The organism is Streptomyces sp. NPDC031132, from assembly GCF_055570595.1.
Genome location: NZ_JBVIGX010000010.1, coordinates 258,831 through 280,132 on the forward strand (window position 1 = coordinate 258,831; position 21,302 = coordinate 280,132).

Annotated in this window: 17 protein-coding genes; 5 read left to right on the top strand and 12 right to left on the bottom strand. The window is 73.1% G+C overall.

Annotated features, from left to right (window positions below; all coding sequences use genetic code 11):
- The first annotated feature begins 360 nt into the window (after nt 1–360).
- Together ACZ49B_RS18185 and ACZ49B_RS18190 are read left to right on the top strand one after the other, a co-directional pair.
- The gene (locus ACZ49B_RS18185) at nt 361–2,214 is read left to right on the top strand and encodes a glycoside hydrolase family 15 protein (protein WP_468306696.1); all 1,854 of its coding nucleotides are present in this window, start codon (nt 361–363) and stop codon (nt 2,212–2,214) included.
- A gap of 172 nt (nt 2,215–2,386) precedes the next feature.
- Nucleotides 2,387–3,766, top strand: coding sequence for an FAD-binding oxidoreductase (locus ACZ49B_RS18190; RefSeq protein ID WP_468306698.1), 1,380 nt, complete (start codon nt 2,387–2,389; stop codon nt 3,764–3,766).
- A gap of 7 nt (nt 3,767–3,773) precedes the next feature.
- Here ACZ49B_RS18190 and ACZ49B_RS18195 read toward each other — a convergent pair whose 3' ends face one another.
- Nucleotides 3,774–5,399, bottom strand: coding sequence for a flavin monoamine oxidase family protein (locus tag ACZ49B_RS18195; protein ID WP_468306701.1), 1,626 nt, complete (start codon nt 5,397–5,399; stop codon nt 3,774–3,776).
- A 12-nt stretch (nt 5,400–5,411) separates the two neighbouring features.
- Entirely contained in the window at nt 5,412–6,857 is a 1,446-nt protein-coding gene (locus ACZ49B_RS18200) for an APC family permease (RefSeq protein WP_468306766.1), read from the bottom strand.
- A 295-nt stretch (nt 6,858–7,152) separates the two neighbouring features.
- Here ACZ49B_RS18200 and ACZ49B_RS18205 point away from each other — a divergent pair, with 295 nt between their 5' ends.
- Nucleotides 7,153–8,772, top strand: coding sequence for a PucR family transcriptional regulator (locus ACZ49B_RS18205; RefSeq protein ID WP_468306703.1), 1,620 nt, complete (start codon nt 7,153–7,155; stop codon nt 8,770–8,772).
- 100 nt (nt 8,773–8,872) lie between these two features.
- On the opposite strand, the gene ACZ49B_RS18210 is transcribed toward ACZ49B_RS18205, so the two are convergent.
- The 5 genes from ACZ49B_RS18210 to ACZ49B_RS18230 form a co-directional block, all read right to left on the bottom strand.
- The gene (locus tag ACZ49B_RS18210) at nt 8,873–9,994 is read right to left on the bottom strand and encodes a glycosyltransferase family 4 protein (RefSeq protein WP_468306705.1); all 1,122 of its coding nucleotides are present in this window, start codon (nt 9,992–9,994) and stop codon (nt 8,873–8,875) included.
- A gap of 241 nt (nt 9,995–10,235) precedes the next feature.
- The gene (gene recN, locus ACZ49B_RS18215; protein ID WP_468306769.1) at nt 10,236–11,954 is read right to left on the bottom strand and encodes a DNA repair protein RecN; all 1,719 of its coding nucleotides are present in this window, start codon (nt 11,952–11,954) and stop codon (nt 10,236–10,238) included.
- A gap of 96 nt (nt 11,955–12,050) precedes the next feature.
- Complete coding sequence (locus ACZ49B_RS18220) at nt 12,051–13,010, bottom strand: NAD kinase (protein WP_468306708.1); 960 nt, start codon at nt 13,008–13,010, stop codon at nt 12,051–12,053.
- Nucleotides 13,007–13,822, bottom strand: coding sequence for a TlyA family RNA methyltransferase (locus ACZ49B_RS18225; RefSeq protein ID WP_030162927.1), 816 nt, complete (start codon nt 13,820–13,822; stop codon nt 13,007–13,009). The genes ACZ49B_RS18220 and ACZ49B_RS18225 overlap by 4 nt, the downstream gene beginning before the upstream one ends.
- Nucleotides 13,823–13,829: 7 nt before the next feature.
- Nucleotides 13,830–14,150: a hypothetical protein gene (locus ACZ49B_RS18230; RefSeq protein WP_468306711.1), complete on the bottom strand. Its 321-nt coding sequence runs from the start codon at nt 14,148–14,150 to the stop codon at nt 13,830–13,832.
- A 65-nt stretch (nt 14,151–14,215) separates the two neighbouring features.
- Between ACZ49B_RS18230 and ACZ49B_RS18235 the strand changes: the two genes are divergently transcribed.
- Nucleotides 14,216–14,563, top strand: coding sequence for an SCP2 sterol-binding domain-containing protein (locus tag ACZ49B_RS18235; RefSeq protein WP_468306714.1), 348 nt, complete (start codon nt 14,216–14,218; stop codon nt 14,561–14,563).
- Nucleotides 14,564–14,658: 95 nt separating this feature from the next.
- Here ACZ49B_RS18235 and ACZ49B_RS18240 read toward each other — a convergent pair whose 3' ends face one another.
- From ACZ49B_RS18240 to ACZ49B_RS18255, 4 genes are read right to left on the bottom strand one after another with little or no spacing between them, the layout of a single operon-like run.
- Complete coding sequence (locus tag ACZ49B_RS18240) at nt 14,659–15,504, bottom strand: ABC transporter ATP-binding protein (protein WP_468306717.1); 846 nt, start codon at nt 15,502–15,504, stop codon at nt 14,659–14,661.
- 20 nt (nt 15,505–15,524) lie between these two features.
- Complete coding sequence (locus ACZ49B_RS18245) at nt 15,525–16,586, bottom strand: FecCD family ABC transporter permease (RefSeq protein WP_468306720.1); 1,062 nt, start codon at nt 16,584–16,586, stop codon at nt 15,525–15,527.
- A complete protein-coding gene (locus ACZ49B_RS18250) occupies nt 16,583–17,629 on the bottom strand; it encodes a FecCD family ABC transporter permease (RefSeq protein WP_468306722.1) in 1,047 nt (348 codons plus the stop codon). The genes ACZ49B_RS18245 and ACZ49B_RS18250 overlap by 4 nt, the downstream gene beginning before the upstream one ends.
- A gap of 56 nt (nt 17,630–17,685) precedes the next feature.
- Nucleotides 17,686–18,717 carry an HAD hydrolase-like protein gene (locus ACZ49B_RS18255; RefSeq protein ID WP_468306725.1) on the bottom strand — a complete coding sequence of 344 codons (1,032 nt, stop codon included), beginning with the start codon at nt 18,715–18,717 and terminating at the stop codon, nt 17,686–17,688.
- Between the two features lie 109 nt (nt 18,718–18,826).
- On the opposite strand from ACZ49B_RS18255, the gene ACZ49B_RS18260 reads away from it, so the two are divergent.
- Nucleotides 18,827–20,098, top strand: coding sequence for a DUF1015 family protein (locus tag ACZ49B_RS18260; RefSeq protein WP_468306727.1), 1,272 nt, complete (start codon nt 18,827–18,829; stop codon nt 20,096–20,098).
- Between the two features lie 70 nt (nt 20,099–20,168).
- On the opposite strand, the gene ACZ49B_RS18265 is transcribed toward ACZ49B_RS18260, so the two are convergent.
- Nucleotides 20,169–21,029, bottom strand: coding sequence for a tetratricopeptide repeat protein (locus tag ACZ49B_RS18265; RefSeq protein WP_468306771.1), 861 nt, complete (start codon nt 21,027–21,029; stop codon nt 20,169–20,171).
- Nucleotides 21,030–21,302: the final 273 nt, after the last annotated feature.

A 21,302-nucleotide genomic window follows, 5' to 3' on the forward strand; every position in this document is an offset into this window, starting at 1 on the left:
CGGGGCTCCTGATTCGCACAGGCAGACCACCGGTCCACGGGGTACCAGCCTATCAGCGCCCGGGGCCGTCCGCCTCCGGCCACGCGCCGCTACGGGCGCTCGACCGAGCGCCACCATCCGGCCCCCGGCGGGTCCCGCGGCCGGTCACGCCGCTGTTCGCGCTGGTCACGGTACGGGTCACCCGTTTGGTCGAGTCACATTGTCCCCCGGCTTCAGGAGATCACTAGGGTGCCGTCATATCCTGCTCGGATATCGCTTCACATCGCCGCCGAGCAGTCCGGCAGACGGCGTAACCCGGCCGCATCCGGAATCATGAGCTCAGTGCGGGGATCCACACCCACGGGACCGCGCAACCGCGCAATGCAAGCGCCCTTCGGGGCGGACGTGGCCGTTCGACTGGAGATCTACGTGTCCGGGCGCATCGAGGATTACGCACTGATCGGGGACATGCAGACCGCCGCACTGGTCTGCCGGGACGGATCGGTGGACTGGCTGTGTCTGCCACGTTTCGACTCCCATGCCGTCTTCGCGGGCCTTCTCGGCACCGAGGACCACGGCTTCTGGCGGATCGGCCCGGCGTTCCCGGGGGGCGCCGAGGCCCCTGCGGCGACGCGCCGCCGCTACCAGGGCGATTCGCTGGTCCTGGAATCGGAGTGGGACACGCCGCGCGGCACGGTCCGCGTGATCGACTTCATGCCGCCCCGCGAGGACCACGCACCGCAGCTGGTGCGCATCGTGGAGGGCGTCAGCGGGCGCGTCCCGATGCACTCCGCGCTGCGCATGCGGTTCAGCTACGGTCGGGTCGTGCCCTGGGTGCACAAGGTGGACGGGCGCACCGTCGCCGTCGCCGGCCCGGACTCGGTCTGGCTGGACACCGAAGTGCAGACGTACGGCAAGGACCTGACGACGTACTCCGACTTCACCGTCGGCCCCGGCGACCGCAAGGCCTTCTGCATCAGCTGGCAGCCCTCCCACAAGGGCGCCCCGGAGACCCCGGACGCGCAGGAGGCCCTGGCGACCACCACCGCGTTCTGGCGCGAATGGGTCGACCACTGCACGTACCACGGCCCCTACCGCGAGGCCGTCATCCGCTCCCTGATCACCCTCAAGGCGCTCACGTACGGCCCCACCGGCGGCATCGTCGCCGCGCCCACCACCTCCCTCCCGGAGGAGATCGGCGGCGTCCGCAACTGGGACTACCGCTACACGTGGCTGCGCGACGCCGCCATCACCCTCTCCTCGCTGCTGCGCACCGGCTACCGCGAGGAGGCACAGGCCTGGCGCGAGTGGCTGCTGCGCGCGGTCGCCGGCGACCCGGAGAACCTGCAGATCATGTACGGGATCGCCGGCGAGCGGGAGCTCGGCGAGACCGAGCTGGACTGGCTGCCCGGGTACGAGAACTCCCGCCCGGTCCGGGTCGGCAACGGCGCCGCGCACCAGCTCCAGCTGGACGTGTACGGCGAGGTCACCGAGGCCCTGCACCTGGGCCACATGACGGGTCTGGCGCGCAACGACTACGCCTCGGTGCTCCAGTTGAAGCTGATCCGCTACCTGGAGGCGCACTGGGACCAGCCGGACGAGGGCATCTGGGAGGTGCGCGGCCCGCGCCGCCACTTCGTGCACTCGAAGGTGATGGCCTGGGTGGCCGTGGACCGCACGATCAAGCTGATCGAGAGCGGGGACGCGGACGGCCCGCTGGAGCGGTGGCGCGAACTGCGCGACGAGATCCACGAGGACGTGTGCGAGAAGGGCTACGACAAGGAGCGCAACACCTTCACCCAGTCGTACGGGTCGAAGGAGCTGGACGCCTCCCTGCTGCTGATCCCGCAGATGGGCTTCCTGCCGCCGGACGACAAGCGGGTCATCGGCACCATCGAGGCGATCCAGCGCGAACTGTCCACGCCCGACGGGTTCATCCTGCGCTACCCGACGACCGGTGTGGAGGCCGGCGTGGACGGGCTCGAGGGCGACGAGGGGGCCTTCCTCGCGTGCTCGTTCTGGATGGCGGACGACCTGGCGATGATCGGCCGCGTCGACGAGGCCCGCCACCTCTTCGAACGGCTGCTGGCGCTCCGCAACGACCTGGGGCTGCTGGCGGAGGAGTGGGACCCGCGGCTCCAGCGCCAGGTCGGCAACTTCCCGCAGGCGTTCAGCCACGTCCCCCTGATCGACACGGCCCTGCGGCTGACGGCGAGCGGGGCGTACGGGGGCTGACACGGGGCGGGTTGAGGCGCCGGGGCCACTCCCGGCGGTGGCCGGGGAAGGCTCCGGAGGCAGCGTCCCCGGCCACGGCGCCGCTCGGCTGCCCCGGCTCCGCCGCGCCCGGCGGCCGACCCCCGCCTACGCTGGAAGGGTTCGCCTCCCCCGAGCGGAAGGGGGCGCAGCCATGGCTCCCCACTCGAAGGCCGGCCAGGCCCTGCTCGCGCTCCGCGAGGATCTGGCCGGTGAGGTCTTCGCCCCCGACGATGCCGGGTACGACGAGGCCCGGACGATCTTCAACGCGATGATCGACCGCAGGCCGGCCGTGATCGCCCGCTGCGAGAGCGAGGCGGACGTGGTCACCACCGTCCGTTTCGCCCGCGAACTGGACCTGCCCGTCGCCGTGCGCGGCGGCGGCCACAGCGTCGCCGGGATGTCCCTCAACGACGGCGGCGTGGTCGTCGACATGCGCCGGATGCAGGACGTCACCGTCCACCCCGCGGCGAAGGCCGTACGCGTCGGGGGCGGCGCGGTGATGAGCGTGCTGGACCGCGCCTGCCAGCCGTACGGGCTCGCCACCACCGGCGGCCGGGTCTCCACCACCGGAGCCACCGGTTTCGTCCTCGGCGGCGGCTCGGGCTGGCTGGACCGGAAGTTCGGGCTGGCCGTCGACAACCTGCTCGGCGTGGACCTCGTCACCGCCGACGGCAGCACCCTGACGGCGACCGCCGAGGACAACCCCGAGCTGTTCTGGGCCCTGCACGGCGGCGGCGGGAACTTCGGGGTCGCGACCTCGATCACGCTGCGCCTGCACGAGCTGCCGGAGTTCGCGATCTGCATGCTGCTGTACCCGCCGGAGGCCGGGCCCGAGGTGCTGCGCACGTACCGCGACGTCGTCGAGAACGGCCCCGCCGAGGCGGGCGGCGGCATGATCTACCTGACCGCCCCGCCGGAACCCTTCGTACCGGAACACCTCGTCGGCACCCTGATGGCGGGCGCGCTGCTCACGTACGCGGGCGGCGAGGAGGCGCTGCGCAAGCTCGCCGAGCCGCTGCTCGCGCTGCCGCACGAAGTGGAGGTGCTCACCGCCCTCCCGTACGCGGACTTCCAGTGCATGCTGGACGACCCGCCGGGCCTGCGGAACTACTGGTCCGCGGAGTACCTGACCGGCCTGCCGGACGAGCTCGTCAGCGTCTTCTGCGCCCTCGGCGACGTGATGCCGTCGGGCGGAACCCAGCACGCTGTGTTCCCTCTGGGCGGAGCCATCGCGGACGGGCCCCCGGAGTTCCCCGTTCCGTACCGGGACTCGCCCTGGGCCGTCCACCCCTTCGGCATCTGGGAGGACCCGGCCGAGGACGACCGCTGCCGGCAGTGGGTGCGTGACGTACGCAGCCACGTACAGCCGTGGAGCACCGGCGCGGTCTACCTCAACTTCACCGGCGACGAGGGTCCCGAACGCGTGGTGGCGGGTCTCGGCGCGGAGAATCTGGCCAGGCTGGGCGCGGTGAAGCGGGCGTACGACCCGGACAACGTGTTCCGCTTCAACCACAACATCAAGCCGGCGTAGCGGCGCGTCAGGTGAGCGCGGCGATCACCTCGCGCGCCGCCCGCTCCCCCTCGGTGGCCCCACCCTCCATGAACCCCTGGAAGTCGTAGCTGCAGTGCTCGCCGCCGATGTGGACCCGGCCCTGCGCGGTGCCCTCGTACTTGGCGTACCGGTGCAGGTAGCCGACCGGCCAGTACGAGTACGCGCCCAGCGAGTAGGGGTTGCGGTGCCAGGCGGACAGCTGCGCCCGCCCGTTCCAGACGGCCTTGGTGCCCGGGAAGAAGGCGTCTACGCCCGTCAGCACCCGACCTGCGAGCGCGCGTACGTACGGGTCCGTCTCGGTGGCGAACGGCGTGGCCGGGGTGAGCGCCCCGGCCAGGCTGCCGCCGCCGTACTGGAGCAGGATGCCCCCGTTGCCCGGCTGGACCTTGGTGGTGTCCCAGGTCTGCTGGACGTCGGAGTCGGTGAAGCAGTCCCCGGCGGAGACCCCTGGCCAGGGGCCGCTGCCGCGCCAGGGGCGGGCGGTGAACTGCATGTTCAGCTTGGTGCAGTAGCCCATGCGGGCATCGCGCAGCAGGTTCTTCATCAGCGGGTCGAAGCCGGCGCCGGAGAGGTCGATCCGTTGGAGGACCGGCAGCGGCAGGCACAGGATGGTGTGGTCGGCGACGACCGTGCGCGTCGCCCCGGAGTCGTTGAAGGTCAGTGTCTGGGTGCCGTCGGAGGAGACCCGTACGGCGACCAGCTCGCGGCCCATCACGAGCGAACCGGCTGGCAGGGCCTGGGCGATGGCGTTCGGCAGCCGGTCGTTGCCGCCGGTGATGTGGTAGCGCTCGTTGGACAGGCCCCAGACGTTGAAGTTGCCCGGGTTGGGCTGGTAGCCCATCAGCAGGACCAGCGCGAGCGCGGACTGCTGGTCGGTGTCGGCCCCGTATTCGACGTTGTACGCGACGTCGATGAAACGGCCGAGCTGCGAGCCGTGGCCGCCGGGGATCCGGGTTTCGATCCACTCGTACAGCGTCATGTCGTCGAGCGCGGTGCCGGCAGGAGTGGTGGAGTTCCAGGAGACCTCGCCGGCCTCGTGGAGGTCGCGGTGCAGCGCCTGGTAGACGGCCTTGAAGTCCTCGTCGGCCTGTGTGCGCGAGTAGTAGGTCCCGTTGAACCAGAGAACCTCCTCCGCTCCGTTGGGGCCGCCGCCGAGGAAGTCCTCGGTCGGCAGGCTGAAGCGGCGGCACAGCTCCAGGATCTTCTTGTGACTGGTGTCGATCAGCTCACCCCCGATCTCGGAGGTCTGCCCGTAGGCCCAGTGCGTGCGCTGGGACCACATGCGGCCGCCGACCCGGCTCGGATTGGCCTCGTACAGCGTGCAGTTGACGCCCGCATCCTGGAGGGTGAGGGCTGCGGTCAGCCCGGAGATGCCGGCGCCGACGACGGCGACGCGGGCGGGGGCGACGGGCTTCTTCTCCGGGACCGCTTCGACGGCGTGAGCCGTCGCGGAGGAGGCCAGGGCCGTGCCGAGGCCGAGGGCGGCGGCGCGGCCGAGCAGCTGCCGGCGGCCGAGGCCGCGGACCTCGGCGACGGGAAGGGCGAGCCGGCGGGCGGCGGCGTGCTCGGCGGCCAGCCGGCGGAGCGCGTGCATCAGGGGCGTACGGGCCATGGTGGCGGCTCCTTATCGAACGTGCGCGGCGGAGGGGGCGGACGGCGCGGGGCCTTCGGCACGTTCGGCGGAGTCCTCCAGCACCACGCGGCCGATGATCTCGTAGCGCTCGGGGGCTCTGTATTTCAGCCAGAAGCCGAGGCCGAGCCCGCCGAAGAAGACGACTCCGACGATCCACGGGATCAGCGAGAAGAAGAACGAGTCGGCGGCGAGCCCGGCCGCGGTCCTCATGTTGACCAGCAGCAGGACCACCACGGCGGTCATGCCGATCCCGCCGAGCAGCGGTGCCGTGAACGTGCGGAACCAGTGCCGGTCCTCGGGGTGGTTCTTGCGGAAGTAGCCGATCACCGCGAACGAGCACAGGGTCTGGACGATGAGGATGGCCATGGTGCCGAGGATCGCGAGCAGTGTGTACAGGTGGATGTACGGGTCCTGCCCGGTCAGCCAGAACAGCGCGACCAGGCCCGTGGCGATGACGGTCTGCACGACGGAGGAGACGTACGGGGAGCCGTGCTTGGCGTGCGTGCGGCCGAGCGCCGGATGCAGGAAGCCCTCGCGGCCGATGGCATACAGGTAGCGGGCGGCGCACTGGTGGAAGGCCATCCCGCAGGCGAACGAGCCGGTGAGCAGCAGCCACTGGAAGGCGTCGACGGCCCAGGCACCGATGAAGGTCTGGGTGGGGGCGAAGAACAGGTCGAGGGGGCTGGCGGAGGCGGACAGCTCCACCGACTCGGCGAGGCCGTTGCCGGCGATGGTCATCCACGACACGTAGATGTAGAAGAGCCCGACGCCGACGACGGAGATGAGGGTGGCCCTCGGGATCACCCGCTTCGGATCGCGGGACTCCTCCCCGTACATCGCGGTGGACTCGAAGCCGACCCAGGACCAGAAGGCGAAGAAGAGTCCGAGCCCGGCGGAGGTTCCGGTGAAGGCGTTCCTGGGGTTCACGGGTTCGACCGGGATCCCGTCGGGGCCGCCGCCCGCGATCAGGACGGCGGTGGCGACGGCGAACAGCACGGCGATCTCGGCGACGAGCATCACGCCGAGGGCTCGGGCGGTGAGGTTGATGTCGAAGTGCGCGAGGGCGGCCGTGACGGCGAGCATGCCGGCCGCGTAGAGGATCCAGGGCAGGTCGACGCCGAGCTGGTCGTGGACGGTGGTCTTGGCGAAGTAGGAGAAGACGCCGACGATCGAGGCCTCGAAGACGATGTAGGCGAGAACGGCGAGCATGCCGGAGGCCATGCCGGCGATCCGGCCGAGGCCGTGGGAGATGTACCCGTAGAAGGCGCCGGCCGCCGTGATCCGCTTGGCCATGGCGACGTAGCCGACGGCGAAGACGGTCAGGACGACGGTGGCGAAGAGATAGCCGGCCGGGGCGCCGGTGCCGTTGCCGAAGCCGACGGCGATGGGGAGGTTGCCGGTCATGGCGGTGATGGGTGCGGCGGTGGCCACGGCCATGAACACGACGCCGACGAGGCCGACGGAGTTGGCCTTGAGCCGCTGGACCTGTGGGGCGTGTGGGGCTTGTGGGGCGTCGGCTCTGCCGGTGGTACCTGCGCTCACGGCGACCTCATTCCTGATTCGTGTCGGGAGGTGCGCCACTCTCCCTGTACGTGATCCACGCCACAATCGGCAGGCGGTCCGATAATCTCCTTGCAGGGCCGACGAGTTGTCGGGCCGGACGGGGGCATATCGGGCTCCGTAACCGCCCGGTGATGTGCGGGGAACAGGACGGCCGGTAGCGTCCCGAGACATGGACAACCAGGGCGGGATCACCGTTCAGCGGGCACTGGAGCTGCCCGGGCTGCGCAGCGGACTGCCGGAGGTGGTGGCCTGCGCCGACCGCCTCGGCCGGACCGTCCGGTGGGTGCACGCGGGCGAGGTGCCGAACATCGCGTCCCTGCTCAAGGGCGGGGAGCTGCTGCTGACCACGGGGCTGGGCCTGGGCACCCGGCCCGCGGAGCAGCGTGCCTTCGTACGCCGCCTCGCGGACCGGGGGATCGCCGCGCTGGTGGTCGAACTGGGCCCGCGCTTCACCCGGCTCCCGGCCACGCTGGTCGAGACGGCTCGGGCGGTCGGGCTGCCGCTGGTCCAGCTGCACCGCGAGGTGCCGTTCGTGGCGGTGACGGAGGAGATCCACACCGAGATCGTCAACCACCACTACGCCCTGCTCCAGCGGGCCGAGGAGGTCCACCGGCGCTGTACGGAGGCCCTGCTGAGCGGCGGCGGGATCCCCCAAGTCCTGCACGTCCTCGCCGACTTCACGGGGAACCCGGTGTTCCTGGAGACCACCGACGGCCAACTCCTCTACGCGGCGGGCCCGGTCTCCGGAGAGGCCGCGGCGGACCCGCTCCAGGTCTGGGAGGGCCTGCGGGGCCAGCGCGAGGCGGAGCCGTCGGCGAACGCGGTGCTGATCGACGTCCCCGGCGGCGGCCACGGCACGGGCTCGGTGCGCGCCAGGGTGGTCCTGCTCGGCGTCGCGGCGCCGCTGCTGCCCGTCCACCGGATGGCGGCGGAACGGACGGCGGGGGTACTGGCCGTGGTTCTGATGCAGGCCCGTCAGGAGGAGGAACTGGCGGCGCGCGGCCGCGGCGACTTCCTGACGGACCTGGCGGAGGGCCGCATCTCGGCGGAGGACGCCCCGGCGCAGGCCCGCGTACTGGGCTTCAAACCAGGGGCCGGTCCACTCCTCCCCGTGGTGATGCGCCTGTCCTCGGACCTGGGCCCGGCAGGCAACTGGGCGGTCCTGGCGAGGGCGGTCCTGGAGGAGCTGTCCTCCGTGGGCGTCCCGGTCCTCCTGGGAGTCCGGCCGGTGGAAGGAAGGGTCCCCCTCCTGGTCTCCCTCCGCTCGGAGTCGGAACGCACGACGGTGGCGGACCGGGTGGCCGCTGCACTCCGGGCGGGCGTGGAACGGGCCGGCCTGGACCGCGCGGCGGCCCCGCCGGCGGTGGTCGTGGGCGTGGCGGGCGGCTGGGCGGCGGCCTCGTCGGGCCTGCGCCACGCGGCGGAAACGGCAACGGCGGCCCACGGCCTGCCCGCCCGCCCCTGGTACGACGCCCGCCGCCTGGACATCGACCTGCTCCTGTGGCGGCTCCGCGAACACCCCGACCTGGCGGCGTTCGTGGACCGCGCGATCGGGGCGCTCCGGATCCACGACACGACGTCCCGCCCCCCGCTCCTCCCCACCTTGGAGACGTACCTGGCCCACGCGGGCCGCAAGGCGGAGACGGCGCGCGAGCTGCACCTCAACCGCCAGACCCTGTACAACCGCCTGGCCCGCATCTCGGAGCTCCTGGGCACGGACCTGGACGACCCGGAGACGGTCCTGTCCCTCAGCCTGGCCCTCCGAGCCCGCCGCCACGTTCCTTCGTAACGCCCTCCTCGCACCGCTCGGCCCCGGGCAGCTCCAAGGCACGGGGATCCGGGGGCCGGGGGCCGGGCCCCGGGCAGCTCCAGCCCCGCCGACGGCCGGGTCAGGGGCGGCGGCGGTCCATCAGTTCGTCGTAGACCGACAGGATCTGGGCCACCGTGTCGTCCTCCGACGGCCACGTCGCCGCCTGGGTGCGGCCCGCCGCGGAAAGGGCGGCCCTGCGGTCCGGGTCCGACAGGAGGTCCGCCACCGCCGAGGCCAGGGCGGCCGCGTCCCCGTACGGGACCAGCACCCCCGCGCCCCCGACCAGCTCCGGCAGGCCGCCGACCGCCGTCGCGACCAGCGGTACGCCCACCCGCAGCGCCTCCTGCGCCAGCAGGGACCGCGTCTCCCACCGGCTCGGCAGCACCGCAACGTCCGCCGCCGCCAGCAGCTGCGCCGCATCCCGGCGCCGCCCGAGCAGCCGTACCGGCAGCCCCTCGGCCTCGATCCGCCGGGCCAGCTCGGCCCGCTGCGGGCCCTCCCCCGCGATCACCACCAGAGGCAGCGGCTCCAGTACCCGCCACGCCCGCGCCGCGTCCAGCAGCACGGAGTACCCCCGGCGCTCCACCAGGCTGCCGACCGCGATCAGCAACGGCCGCTCCACCGCCCCCAGTTCCGCCCGCACCTTGTCCGGCTCCGCCCCGGCGTCCGGGCCCGCCGGGCCCATCGGCACGGCCACCGGCGCCAGCCGGGCATCCCGCGCGCCCCGCGCCCGGGCCAGGTCCACCTGGTCCGACGAGGCGCCCAGCACCACCGCCGCGGCCCGCGCCACATGCCGCTCCAGCACCCGCCCCAGCCCCCCGAAGGGCCCCTCGGCCGCCGGTCCGCCGCTGTGCCAGGTCACCACCAGCGGCACCCGGCGCCCGCGCAGCGCCAGCGCGGCCCGCATCCCGGCCCGCACTCCGTGCGCATGCACCACGTCCGCCCCGGCGCACACGGCCCGCAGCGCACTCACCGCGTCCGGGGTGAACTGCGCCCCGGCGCCGGTGAAGTCGTACTCCCCCTCCGCCTCCACGGGCGCGCACACCGTGACCCGGACCCCGCGCGCGGCGAGCCCGGTCGTGAGCGACCGTACGTGCGCGCTGCTGCCCGCGCCCGCACCGCCGAGTACTTGGACGGTGCGGAGCGGTGGCCGCCCGTACGGCTGCGCGGGGACCGGGGTCGAGACCGGGGAGCTGCTCACGGGCCGAAGCTCCAGGGTGAGGGAGGCAGAGACGTCGCCCAGGATGCCAGTCCGCACGCGCGTTCCGGGACCATACGGGTACGGATCCCGCAGGAGATACCGCGACACACCCCCGAGGCTCACCCACACGGCGTAGCGCCCGTCACCTCCGAGCACGCGCGGAGGGCCCGGGACGCATCCGTCCCGGGCCCTCACGAGCCAAGCAGCAGCAACGACAACGGCAACAGCAGCGCGGCAACCGCTACGCGTCCGCGCGCGCCGCCGCCAGCAGTTCCTCGGCGTGCGCCCGCGCGGACACCGAGTCCTCGTGCCCGGCCAGCATGCGCGAGAGCTCGCGGATGCGGTCCTCGCCCTCCAGGACGGTGACACCGCTGCGCGTCACCGACCCGTCGTTGGTCTTCTCGACCAGCAGCTGCCGGTCCGCGAAGGCCGCCACCTGCGGCAGGTGCGTGACGACGACGACCTGCGCCGACTTGGCCAGCTTCGCGAGCCGCCGCCCGACCTCGACGGCCGCCTTGCCGCCGACGCCCGCGTCGACCTCGTCGAAGAGGTACGTCGGCACCGGGTCGGAGCCCGCGAAAACGACCTCCACCGCCAGCATCACGCGCGACAGCTCACCGCCCGAGGCGCCCTTGGCGATCGGCCGCGGCTGGGCGCCCGGGTGCGGGGCCAGGAGCAGTTCGACCTCGTCCGTGCCCGAGGGCCCGTACGCGACGGGACGGCCGTCGACCTCGACCCCCTCGGCGTCCTCCACCTGCCGGATGTCGATCGTCACCCGCGCGTGCGGCATCGCGAGCGACGCCAGCTCTTCCGTGACGGCCGACGCGAACCGCGTCGCCGCCTCCACCCGCGCGTCCGTCAGCGCCTGCGCCAGCAGCGACAGTTCGGCCCGCAGACCGTCCCGCTCGGCGGTCAGCTCGGTGATCCGCTCGTCGTCGCCGTCCAGCTCCAGCAGCCGCGCCGAGCCGCGCTGGGCCCACTCCAGTACGGAGTCGATCGAGTCGCCGTACTTGCGCGTCAGCTGGGTCAGGGCCGCCCGCCGCTCCTCCACCGCGGCCAGCCGCAGCGGATCGGCGTCCAGGTCGTCCGCGTACCCGGCCAGCTCCCCGGCCACGTCGGCCAGCAGGATCCCGAGCTCCCCGATCCGCTCGGCGAGCGCGCCGAGCGCCGGGTCGTGCGACCGTACGGCGTCCAGGGCCCGGTGCGCGCCCGCGACGAGCGTGTTCGCGTCGACGCCCTCCGGGTCCTCGACATTGCCGGCGAGCGCCGCGTGCGCGATCTGCGCCGCCGAGGCCAGGGATTCGGCGTGGCCGAGCCGTTCGGCCTCCGCCGCCAGCTCCACGTCCTCGCCGGCCAGCGGCTCCACGGCCGCGATCTCGTCCAGGCCGAAGCGCAGCAGGTCGGCTTCCTGGGCCCGTTCCCGGGCCCGGGTGGTGATCTCGTCGAGTTCGACGGCCACCGCGCGCAGCCGCCGGTAGGCGGCCCCGTACTTCTCGAGCGGGACGGCGACCGCGTCCCCGGCGTACCGGTCGAGGGCCTGCCGCTGCCGGGCCGGCCGCAGCAGCCCCTGCTGGTCGGTCTGCCCGTGTACGGCGACCAGGTCGTCCGCGAGCTCGCCGAGCAGGCCGACGGGCACGGAGCGGCCGCCGACGTGGGCGCGCGAGCGCCCCTCGGCGGACACGGTCCGGCTGATCAGCAGGGTGCCGTCCTCGAGCTCGGCCCCGGCCTCCTCCGCGCGTACGGCGGCAGGCGCGTCGGGGCGCATGACGATCCGGCCCTCCACGACCGCCGCTTTGGCCCCGATCCGCACCAGGGCCGGGTCGGCGCGGCCGCCGAGCAGCAGGCCGAGGCTGGTGACGACCATCGTCTTGCCCGCGCCGGTCTCGCCGGTCACCGCGGTGAAACCGGGCGACAGCTCGACCACCGCGTCGTCGATGACCCCGAGCGACCGTATCCGCATCTCCTCAAGCACGGGACGACGATACCGAGGTTTCACCCGTGCCATGTGACGTCACCCGTCGAGAGTTTCCCGAACGCGTGTGCTATTGGCAGGCTGCTAGTGGGGCGCCCCACGCCACCCCGACACCGGCAGCGCGAACTTCGCGACGAGCCGGTCCGTGAACGACGCGTGGTGCAGCCGGGCGAGCCGCACCGGCACCGCCCCCCGCCGGACCTCCACCCGGGCCCCGGCCGGCAGCTCCAGCATCCGGCGGCCGTCGCACCACAGCACCCCGTGCGGGACCCCCTGCTGCACCTCCACCGCCAGCACCGAGTCCGGCGAGGTCACCAGCGGCTTCGCGAACAGGGCGTGGGCGCTGATCGGCACCATCAGCAGCGCCTCCACCTCCGGCCAGACCACCGGCCCGCCCGCGGAGAAGGCGTACGCCGTCGAACCCGTCGGCGTGGCGCAGACGATCCCGTCACAGCCGAAGCCCGACACCGGGCGGCCGTCGATCTCCAGGACCACCTCGAGCATCCGCTCGGGGGACACCTTCTGGACGGCCGCCTCGTTCAGCGCCCAGTCCCGGTGGACGACGTCGCCGTTCGTCCGTACGAGCACGTCGAGGGTCATCCGCTCCTCGACCTCGTACGCACGCGTCACGACCCGTTCCACGACCTGGTCCAGGTCGTCCCGCTCGGCCTCCGCGAGGAATCCCACCCGGCCCAGGTTCACGCCCAGCATCGGCACCCCCGAGCCCCGCGCGAACTCCGCGCCGCGCAGCAGGGTCCCGTCGCCGCCCAGGACGACCAGCAGCTCGCAGCCTTCGAGCGCGGCGGGGGTGCATTCGGAGACCAGCTCCACCTCGGGCGGCAGCGGCAGGTCCCTCGCCTCGTACGCGACGACCCGTACGCCCAGCCCGCTCTTCAGCAGCCCCTGCACGACCAGCTCGGCGCTGCGGATGGCCGCCGGCCGCCCGGTGTGCGCGAGCAGGAAGACGGTCCGCCCCTCCGTCGAACCGGACGCCTCCGATCCGGACGTTCCCGATGTACCCGGTGTATCCGCTGAATCAGTCACTGCGGCCCCTCCGCCACTGCACGGTCAACATCCGCCGGGTCGAGTGCCGGTGCCCCCGCCCGCAGCCACAGAAAGTACTCGACGTTCCCCGACGGACCCGGCAGCGGACTCGCGGTCACCCCGAGAACGCCGAGTCCCAGCTTCGCCGCCCGGGCCGCCACCTCGCGCACGGCCTCCGCCCGCAGCTCCGGGCTGCGCACGACGCCGCCGCTGCCGAGCCGGTCCTTGCCGACCTCGAACTGCGGCTTGACCATCAGCACCAGGTCCGCGTCCGGGGCGCAGCAGCGCACCAGTGCCGGCAGCACCAGGCCGATGGAGATGAAGGACAGGTCGCCGACGACGAGGTCGACGGGGACCCCGTCGAGCTGCTCGACCGTCAGCTCGCGGACGTTCGTACGGTCCTTGACGGTGACCCGGTCGTCGCTCTGCAGCGACCAGGCGAGCTGCCCGTAGCCGACGTCGACGGCCATGACGTGGGCCACGCCCGCGCGCAGCAGCACGTCGGTGAAGCCGCCGGTGGAGGCGCCGGCGTCCAGCGCCCGGCGGCCCTCGACGGCCAGCCCCTGCGGCTGGAAGGCGGCCAGCGCGCCGGCCAGCTTGTGGCCGCCCCGGGAGACGTAGTCGGGGTCGCTGTCGTCCTTGAGGACCACCAGGGCCGCGCTGGTCTCGACCTGGGTGGCCGCCTTGGTCGCGGTGGCGCCGCCGACGGTCACCCGGCCCGCGGCGATCAGCTGGGCGGCGTGCTCGCGCGAGCGAGCCATGCTGCGGCGTACCAGTTCGGCGTCCAGGCGGCGGCGTGCCACTCCTGCCACGTTCGGTTCAGCTCCTGTTTTCGTACGGTCCGGGGACGGGCGGTGCGTCCAGCGCGGTCAGCGCGTCACGCAACCCCCTGTGCACATCCTCGTACACCGCGACGTGTCCGTCCGCCGTGAGGTGATCGGCATCGGCCAGCCGCTCCAGGAGGGCGTCGACCCCGGCATGGCCGGTGGGCGTGCGGACGAGGCCGAGCGGCTCCGGCGCCGCGTCCCCGGCCGGGCCGGGTGCAGCGGATGCACCGGTCTCGTCCGGCACACCGGACACATCCGTTACATCCGGTACATCCGGTACGTCCGCCACCGCGTCGGCCAAGTCGTCGGTCATGCCCCGACGCTACCCCGAAGCCCCCGGGCAGCCACGCACGGCTCTGCGGTACGGTCGAGATCACGATGGCTACGATCGAAGAGTGCCGAGCCGCACTCGACCAACTCTCCGGCAACCTTGCACGGGCCGACGGCAACGTGCGCGGCGCTGCCGCGCTGGACCGTTCCCTGAGCTGCCACATCACCGACCTGGACCAGACCTTCACCGGCCGCCTCGACGGCGGCCGGATCCGGGTCGACGCGGTCTCCCCCGGCCCGCCCGCCACCAAGGCCGAGATCCGGCTCGCGATGACCGGCGACGACCTGGTGGCGATGGTCGCGGGCGAGCTGAAGTTCGCCAAGGCCTGGGCCTCCGGCCGAGTCCGCCTGGAAGCCGGCTTCCGCGACCTGCTCCGCCTCAAAAACCTGCTCTGATCCGGCCCCGCCGGGCCTGATCCGGGCCCGCCGGCGTTCGAGGCGGGGTTCGAGGGCAGGGCCCCCGGCCACGGCGCCGCACGCCCCCTCGGGGGTCAGCCCGCAGCGGCTGACCCCGTCACCCGCGCGGCCAGCGGCTTGCGCGCTGCCGGGATCACCAGCGGCGTCCCCGTCTCCGGGTCGTCGATGATCTGGCAGCGCAGCCCGAACACCTGTTCCACCAGCTCCGCCGTGACCACCTCGGCCGGCGGCCCCTCCGCGACGACCTCGCCGCCCCGCATCGCGATCAGGTGCGTGGCGTACCGGGCCGCATGATTCAGATCGTGCAGCACCGCCACCAGCGTCCGCCCCTGCGTCTCGTGCAGCTCCGCGCACAGGTCCAGCACGTCGATCTGGTGCTGGATGTCCAGGTACGTCGTCGGCTCGTCCAGCAGCAGCAGCGGCGTCTGCTGCGCCAGCGCCATCGCGATCCACACGCGCTGGCGCTGCCCGCCCGACAGCTCGTCCACCGACCGGTCCGCGAGCTCGGCGACCCCGGTCGATGCCATCGACTCGAGGACGATCCGCTCGTCCTCCGGCGACCACTGCCGCAGCAGCCCCTGGTGCGGGTACCGGCCCCGCGAGACCAGGTCGGCGACGGTGATCCCGTCCGGCGCGATCGAGGACTGCGGCAGCAGGCCCAGCGTCTTGGCGACCTTCTTGGCCGGCATCGACCCGATGGCCTGCCCGTCCAGCAGCACCTGTCCCGCGGACGGCTTCAGCATCCGCGACAGGGCCCGCAGCAGCGTGGACTTGCCGCACGCGTTGGGGCCGACGATCACCGTGAAGGAGTGGTCGGGGATCTCCACCGACAGGTTCTCGGCGATGACCCGCTGCTCGTAGCCGAGGGTCACGTTCTGCGCGGTCAGCCGCTGCACCTGCGTACTCCTTGCGTTGCTCATGTGCGTGCTCGTGGACGTGCTCATATACGTCCCGCCCTGCGCTCGGTGACGAGCAGCCAGAGCAGATAGACACCGCCGACCAGCCCGGTCACCACACCCACCGGCAGCTGGTCGGCGCCGAAGGCGCGCTGCGAGGCCCAGTCGGACACGAGCAGCAGGACGGAGCCCATCAGCGCGCCGGTGAGCAGGTTCGACCCGGGCGAGCGGGTCAGGCGCCGGGCCAGCTGGGGCGCGGCCAGGGCGACGAAGGAGATCGGCCCGGCGGCCGCGGCGGCCGCGGTGGTCAGCAGCACCGCCGCCAGCATCAGCAGCATCCGCGTACGTTCCACCCGTACCCCGAGGGCGTACGCGGCGTCGTCGCCCATCTCCATCATCCGCAGCGCCCGGCCCTGCCCGAGGACGAGCGGGAACAGCACCGCGCAGGTCCCCAGCAGGGGCCAGACCTGGCTCCAGTCGCGGCCGGCGAGCGAGCCGGTCAGCCAGACCATCGCCCGGGTGGCCTCGACGAGCTGGGCCTTGGTCAGCAGGTAGTTGATGACGGCGACCAGCATCGCGGAGGCGCCGATGCCGACCAGCACCAGCCGGTAGCCGTGGATGCCGCGCCGGTACGACAGCAGGTAGACGAGGACGCCGGTGAGCAGCCCGCCCAGCAGCGCGCCCGCCGCCACCTCGGTCGCGCCGCCCTTGAACAGGACGATCACGGTGAGCGCGCCGACCGCCGAGCCGTAGCTGAAGCCGAGCAGGTCCGGGGAGCCGAGCGGATTGCGGGAGACGGACTGGAAGACGGAGCCGGCCATGCCGAGGGCGGCACCCACCAGCAGGGCGACCAGCACCCGCGGCAGCCGCAGGTCGTTGACGATGAAGTCGTGCGCCGGCGTGCCGTTGCCCAGCAGGGTCTGTACGACGTCCCACGGCGCGATCTCGAAGTCGCCGGTGCCGATGAGCACGACGCCCATCGCCAGCGCGGCCACGGTGAGCAGCAGCCCGACCGCCAGCGCACGCGGCTCCAGCCGCAGGGACAGCCCGCCCGGGCCGCGCAGGGGACGGGATCCGGGCTTGTCCGCCCGAAGGTCGACGGTCACAGCTGGGCCATCCTCTTGCGCCGGACGAGGTGGATGAAGACGGGTCCGCCGATCAGCGCGGTGACGATGCCGACCTGGAGCTCGGCGGGCCGGGTGACGACCCGGCCGACGACGTCCGCGCCCAGCAGCAGAACCGGCGAGAGGACCGCCGAGTAGGCGAGCACCCACCGCATGTCGGGCCCGGTGATGATCCGTACCAGGTGCGGGATCATCAGCCCGATGAAGACGATCGGCCCGCAGGCGGCGGTCGCCGCCCCGCACAGCAGCGTGATGGCCACCATGGCGCCGATCCGGGTCCGCGTCAGGTGGGCGCCGAGGGCCCGCGCGGTGTCGTCGCCCATGGCCATCGCGTTGAGCGGCCGGCCCAGGGACAGCGCGATCACCGCGCCCACCAGCAGGAAGGGCGCGACCTGGCGGACGGTGTCCATGTTCGCGGAGGCCAGCGAGCCCACGGTCCAGAAGCGCAGCTTGTCCAGCGCCTTGCTGTCCATCAGCTGCACGGCGTTGATGTAGCCGACCAGGGCCGCGCTGGCCGCCGTACCCGCGAGCGCGAGGCGCACCGGCGTCGCGCTGCGGCTGCCACCGAGCACGTAGACCACGACGGAGACGACGGCGGCGCCGAGGAAGGCCCACCACACGAACTCGCCGAGCGAGGAGGCTCCGAGGAAGGTGATCGCCGAGACCACGGCGGCCGCGGCGCCCGCGTTGACGCCGAGGATGCCCGGCTCGGCCAGCGGATTGCGGGTCAGCGCCTGCATCACCGCACCGGACAGGCCGAGCCCGAGCCCGACCATCAGCCCGAGGAGGGTGCGCGGGACCCGCAGGTCGCGCACCACCACGTCGGACGGCGTCCCCGCGTAGTGGAACAGGCCGTGCCAGACCTGGTCGAGGGGCATCTGCTTCGCGCCCACGGCGATGCTCGCCACCGCGATCAGCGCCAGCACCGCAAGGGCGCCGAGCAGACCGGCGGCGCGCGCCGCATGGCGCGGGCGGACGGCGGCGACCGGCGCCGCGCTCTGTTCGGGGGGACTCTCGACCAACACGGAGGTTAGGTTAGCCTACCCTGCACCCTGCGCCTGATCTGGCCCGCAGGATCCGCCTACAGCCCGATCCGGGCCAGCGCCTTCCCCGCGTCCAGCGCGCACGAGCCGTCCCCCGCCTGCGTCCAGGCCGCCGCGCACAACGCCCGCAGCCCGTCGACCGGATCGCCCTCGCCCCGCAGCTCCAATACGCCCTCGGCGGCCACCGCGGTCCAGCCCCCGCAGCGGAAGCCCTCCCCGGCCGCCACGACCTCCGGCTGGCCCGTCAGCAGCCCGCGCAGGTCCCGGTCCACGTACGTCGGCCGGTGCCGCGGCTCGGCCCGCAGCAGCTGCGCCGCATCCGTCACCCCGGTCAGCACCAGCAGCGAGTCCACCTCGCCGTTGAAGGCCCCCTCGATGTCCGTGTCCAGCCGGTCCCCGACCACCAGCGGCCGCTCCGCCCCGGTCCGCAGCACCGTCTCCCGGTGCATCGGGGGCAGCGGCTTGCCCGCCACCTGCGGCTCCGCGCCCGTGGCGATCCGTACGACCTCCACCGCGGCCCCGTTGCCGGGACCGATCCCGCGCGCCCCCGGAATCGTCAGATCGGTGTTCGACGCGAACCACGGCACCCCGCGGTGGATCGCGTACGCGGCCTCCGCGAACCGCGACCACGGCAGGTCCGGGCCCCCGTACCCCTGGACCACCGCCGCGAGGCCCTCCTCGTCCGCGGACTCCACCGGTACGAGCCCCCGCTCGCGCAGCGCGACCCGCAGCCCCTCGCCGCCGATCACCAACACCTTCGACCCCGGCTCCACCTGCTCCGAGATCAGCCGGGCCACCGCCTGCGCCGAGGTGATCACCTCGCCCGCCTCGGTCGGGATCCCCAACTCGCCCAGGTGCTCGGCAACCGCGTCGGGAGTGCGCAGCGCGTTGTTCGTGACGTACGCGAGGTGCATCCCGCCCGCCCTGGCCGCGGCGAGGGACTCCGCGGCGTACGCGATGGCCTCGCCGCCCGCGTACACGACGCCGTCCAGATCCAGCAGGGCCGTGTCGTACGCCTGGTGCAGGCTGCGCTCGCTGCCCGCCGGACTCGTCCTGCTCTGCCGGGTCATCCTGTCGGCTCCCTGTCCGTTCGGTCCTCGATCGGCCTCGGTTGCATTTGCGCCGAGGTCTTGCTCACCCGATCATCCCGCATCGCGAGACGCGTCTTACCATGCACCAATGACCACATCTGGTACCGCGGACGACGGGCTGCGCCTGATCCCCTTCCATGGACTGCGCTACGTCCCGGAGCGTGTCGGCAGCCTGGCCGCCGTCACCTCACCGCCGTACGACGTGGTCGTACGCCCCGACGGCGTCGACCACCTCGAGTCCGCCGACCCGCACAACATCGTCCGCCTGATCCTCCCGCAGGCCGACACCCCGGCCGCGCGCAACGAGCAGGCCGCGCGGACCCTGCACGACTGGCTCGCCAAGGGCGTCCTCAGCTCCGACCCCGAGCCGGCGCTCTACGTCTACGAGCAGCGCAAGGGCGGCCTGCTCCAGCGCGGCGTCATCGGCGCCCTCGCCCTCTCGCAGCCCGACGCGGGCATCGTGCTCCCGCACGAGGACGTCATGCCGGACGTGGTCACCGACCGGGCCGGTCTGATGCGTGCTGCGTCGGCCAATCTCGAGCCCCTCCTCCTCACCTACCGCGGCGACGATCCGGCGGCCGGGGCTGCGGAGGTCGTCGAGCGGACCGCCGGGGGCCCGCCCCTGCTGGCCACCACCACCGAGGACGGCTTCCGGCACCGGCTCTGGGCCATCACCGACCCCGCCGACCTGGCCGCCGTCACCGCCGACCTGGGCCACCGCCAGGCCCTCATCGCCGACGGACACCACCGCTGGGCGACCTACCTGCGCCTCCAGGAGGAGCACGGGTCCCCCACCGCATGGGACTTCGGCCTCGTCCTCCTCGTCGACACGGCCCGCTACCCGCTCCAGGTCCGCGCCATCCACCGGATGCTGCGCCGCCTCCCGCTCGCGGACGCCCTGGCCGCCGTCGAGGGCCGCTTCCGGGTCCGCCCGGTGGAAGGCCCGCTGCCGCTCGCCCTGGAGGTCCTCGCCGACGCCGCGGAGCGGGGCAACGCCTTCCTCCTGACCGGCGACGGGACCTTCCACCTGGTCACCGACCCGGACCTGGACCTCCTCGAGCGCACCGTGCGCCGCGACCGCCCCGAGGCCTGGCGCCGGCTGGACGCGACCGTCCTGCACGCGACGCTGCTCGACACCCTGTGGCAGATCCCCGACACCCCGGACCAGATCACGTACATCCACGACGCGGCGGCCACCGTCGCCATGGCCGAGCGCCACGGCGGCACCGCGGTCCTGCTGCACCCCGTACGGGAGGAAGTCGTCCGGGACCTGGCCCGCCAGGGCGTCACGATGCCCCGCAAGTCCACCTCCTTCGGCCCGAAGCCGGCCACCGGCCTGGTGCTGCGCAGCCTGGAGTGACCCCGGACGCGAAAAAGGGCGGTACCCCCGGAGGGGTACCGCCCTTTTCTCAATCGAGCCGGTTCAGCACTCAGCCCTTGTCGCGGGGGTGGCCCTCGTCGTCCCGGTCCTCGTCCTCGACGACGACGATCTCGTCGGTGACGTCGACATCGGCGTCCGCCTCGGACCGCTCGAGGGGCTCGTACTCCTCGTCGTCCTCGTCGTAGTACTCGGCCTGGTCGGACGCGCGCTCGGCGGCGGCCACCTCGGCGTCGTCCTGCTCGTCGTCCTCGTCGTCGATCTCGTCCGGCTCATCGCCGACGAGCGCGTCGACGAACTCGACCCCGTCCAGCTCGGCGAGCCGGTCGGAGGCGTCCATCGAGCCGTCCTTGTCCGCCTCGACCGTCTTGGCGAACCACTCGCGCGCCTCGTCCTCACGGCCGGCCGCCAGCAGGGCGTCGGCGTAGGCGTAGCGCAGACGCGCGGTCCACGGCTGGACGGAGTGGGAGGCCAGCTCCGGGCTCTGCAGGGTCACGATGGCGGCTTCGAGCTGCCCCATGTCCCGGCGGGCACCGGCGGCGACCAGGCGCATCTCGACCTGGCCGGCCTTGTCCAGCTTCTGCACCTCGGGCTCGCCGGCCATGGCCAGCGCGCGCTCGGGGCGGCCGAGGCCGCGCTCGCAGTCGGCCATGACGGGCCACAGCTCGACGGATCCGGTCATGCGCTTGGCAGCGCGGAACTCGGCGAGCGCCTCGCTGTACTTCTGCGTGGCGTACGCGGCGAACCCGGCGGCCTCGCGCACGGCGGCGACGCGGGAAGCCAGGCGCAGGGCGATGCGCGAGTACGCGTACGCCTGCTCCGGGTCCTCGTCGATCAGGCGGGCGACCATGACGAGGTTCTTGGAGACTTCCTCGGCCAGCCCCTTGGGCAGGCTCAGGAGCTCCTGGCGCACATCGGCGTCGATCTCGAGACCGGTGACGTCCTCGTCGATCGGAAGCCGCTTGACCGGGTCCCGGTCGCGGTCCGCGCGGTAGTCGCGGTCGCCGCCGCGGTCGTCACGACCGCCACGGTAGCCACCGCGGTCGCCGCCACGGTCATCACGGCCGCGGAACCCGCCACGGTCGCCACCGCGGTCGTCGCGGCGCGGGTAGGACGGACGGTCGCCGCCACGGTCGTCACGACCGCCACGGAAACCACCACGGTCGTCGTCACGGCGCGGGTACGA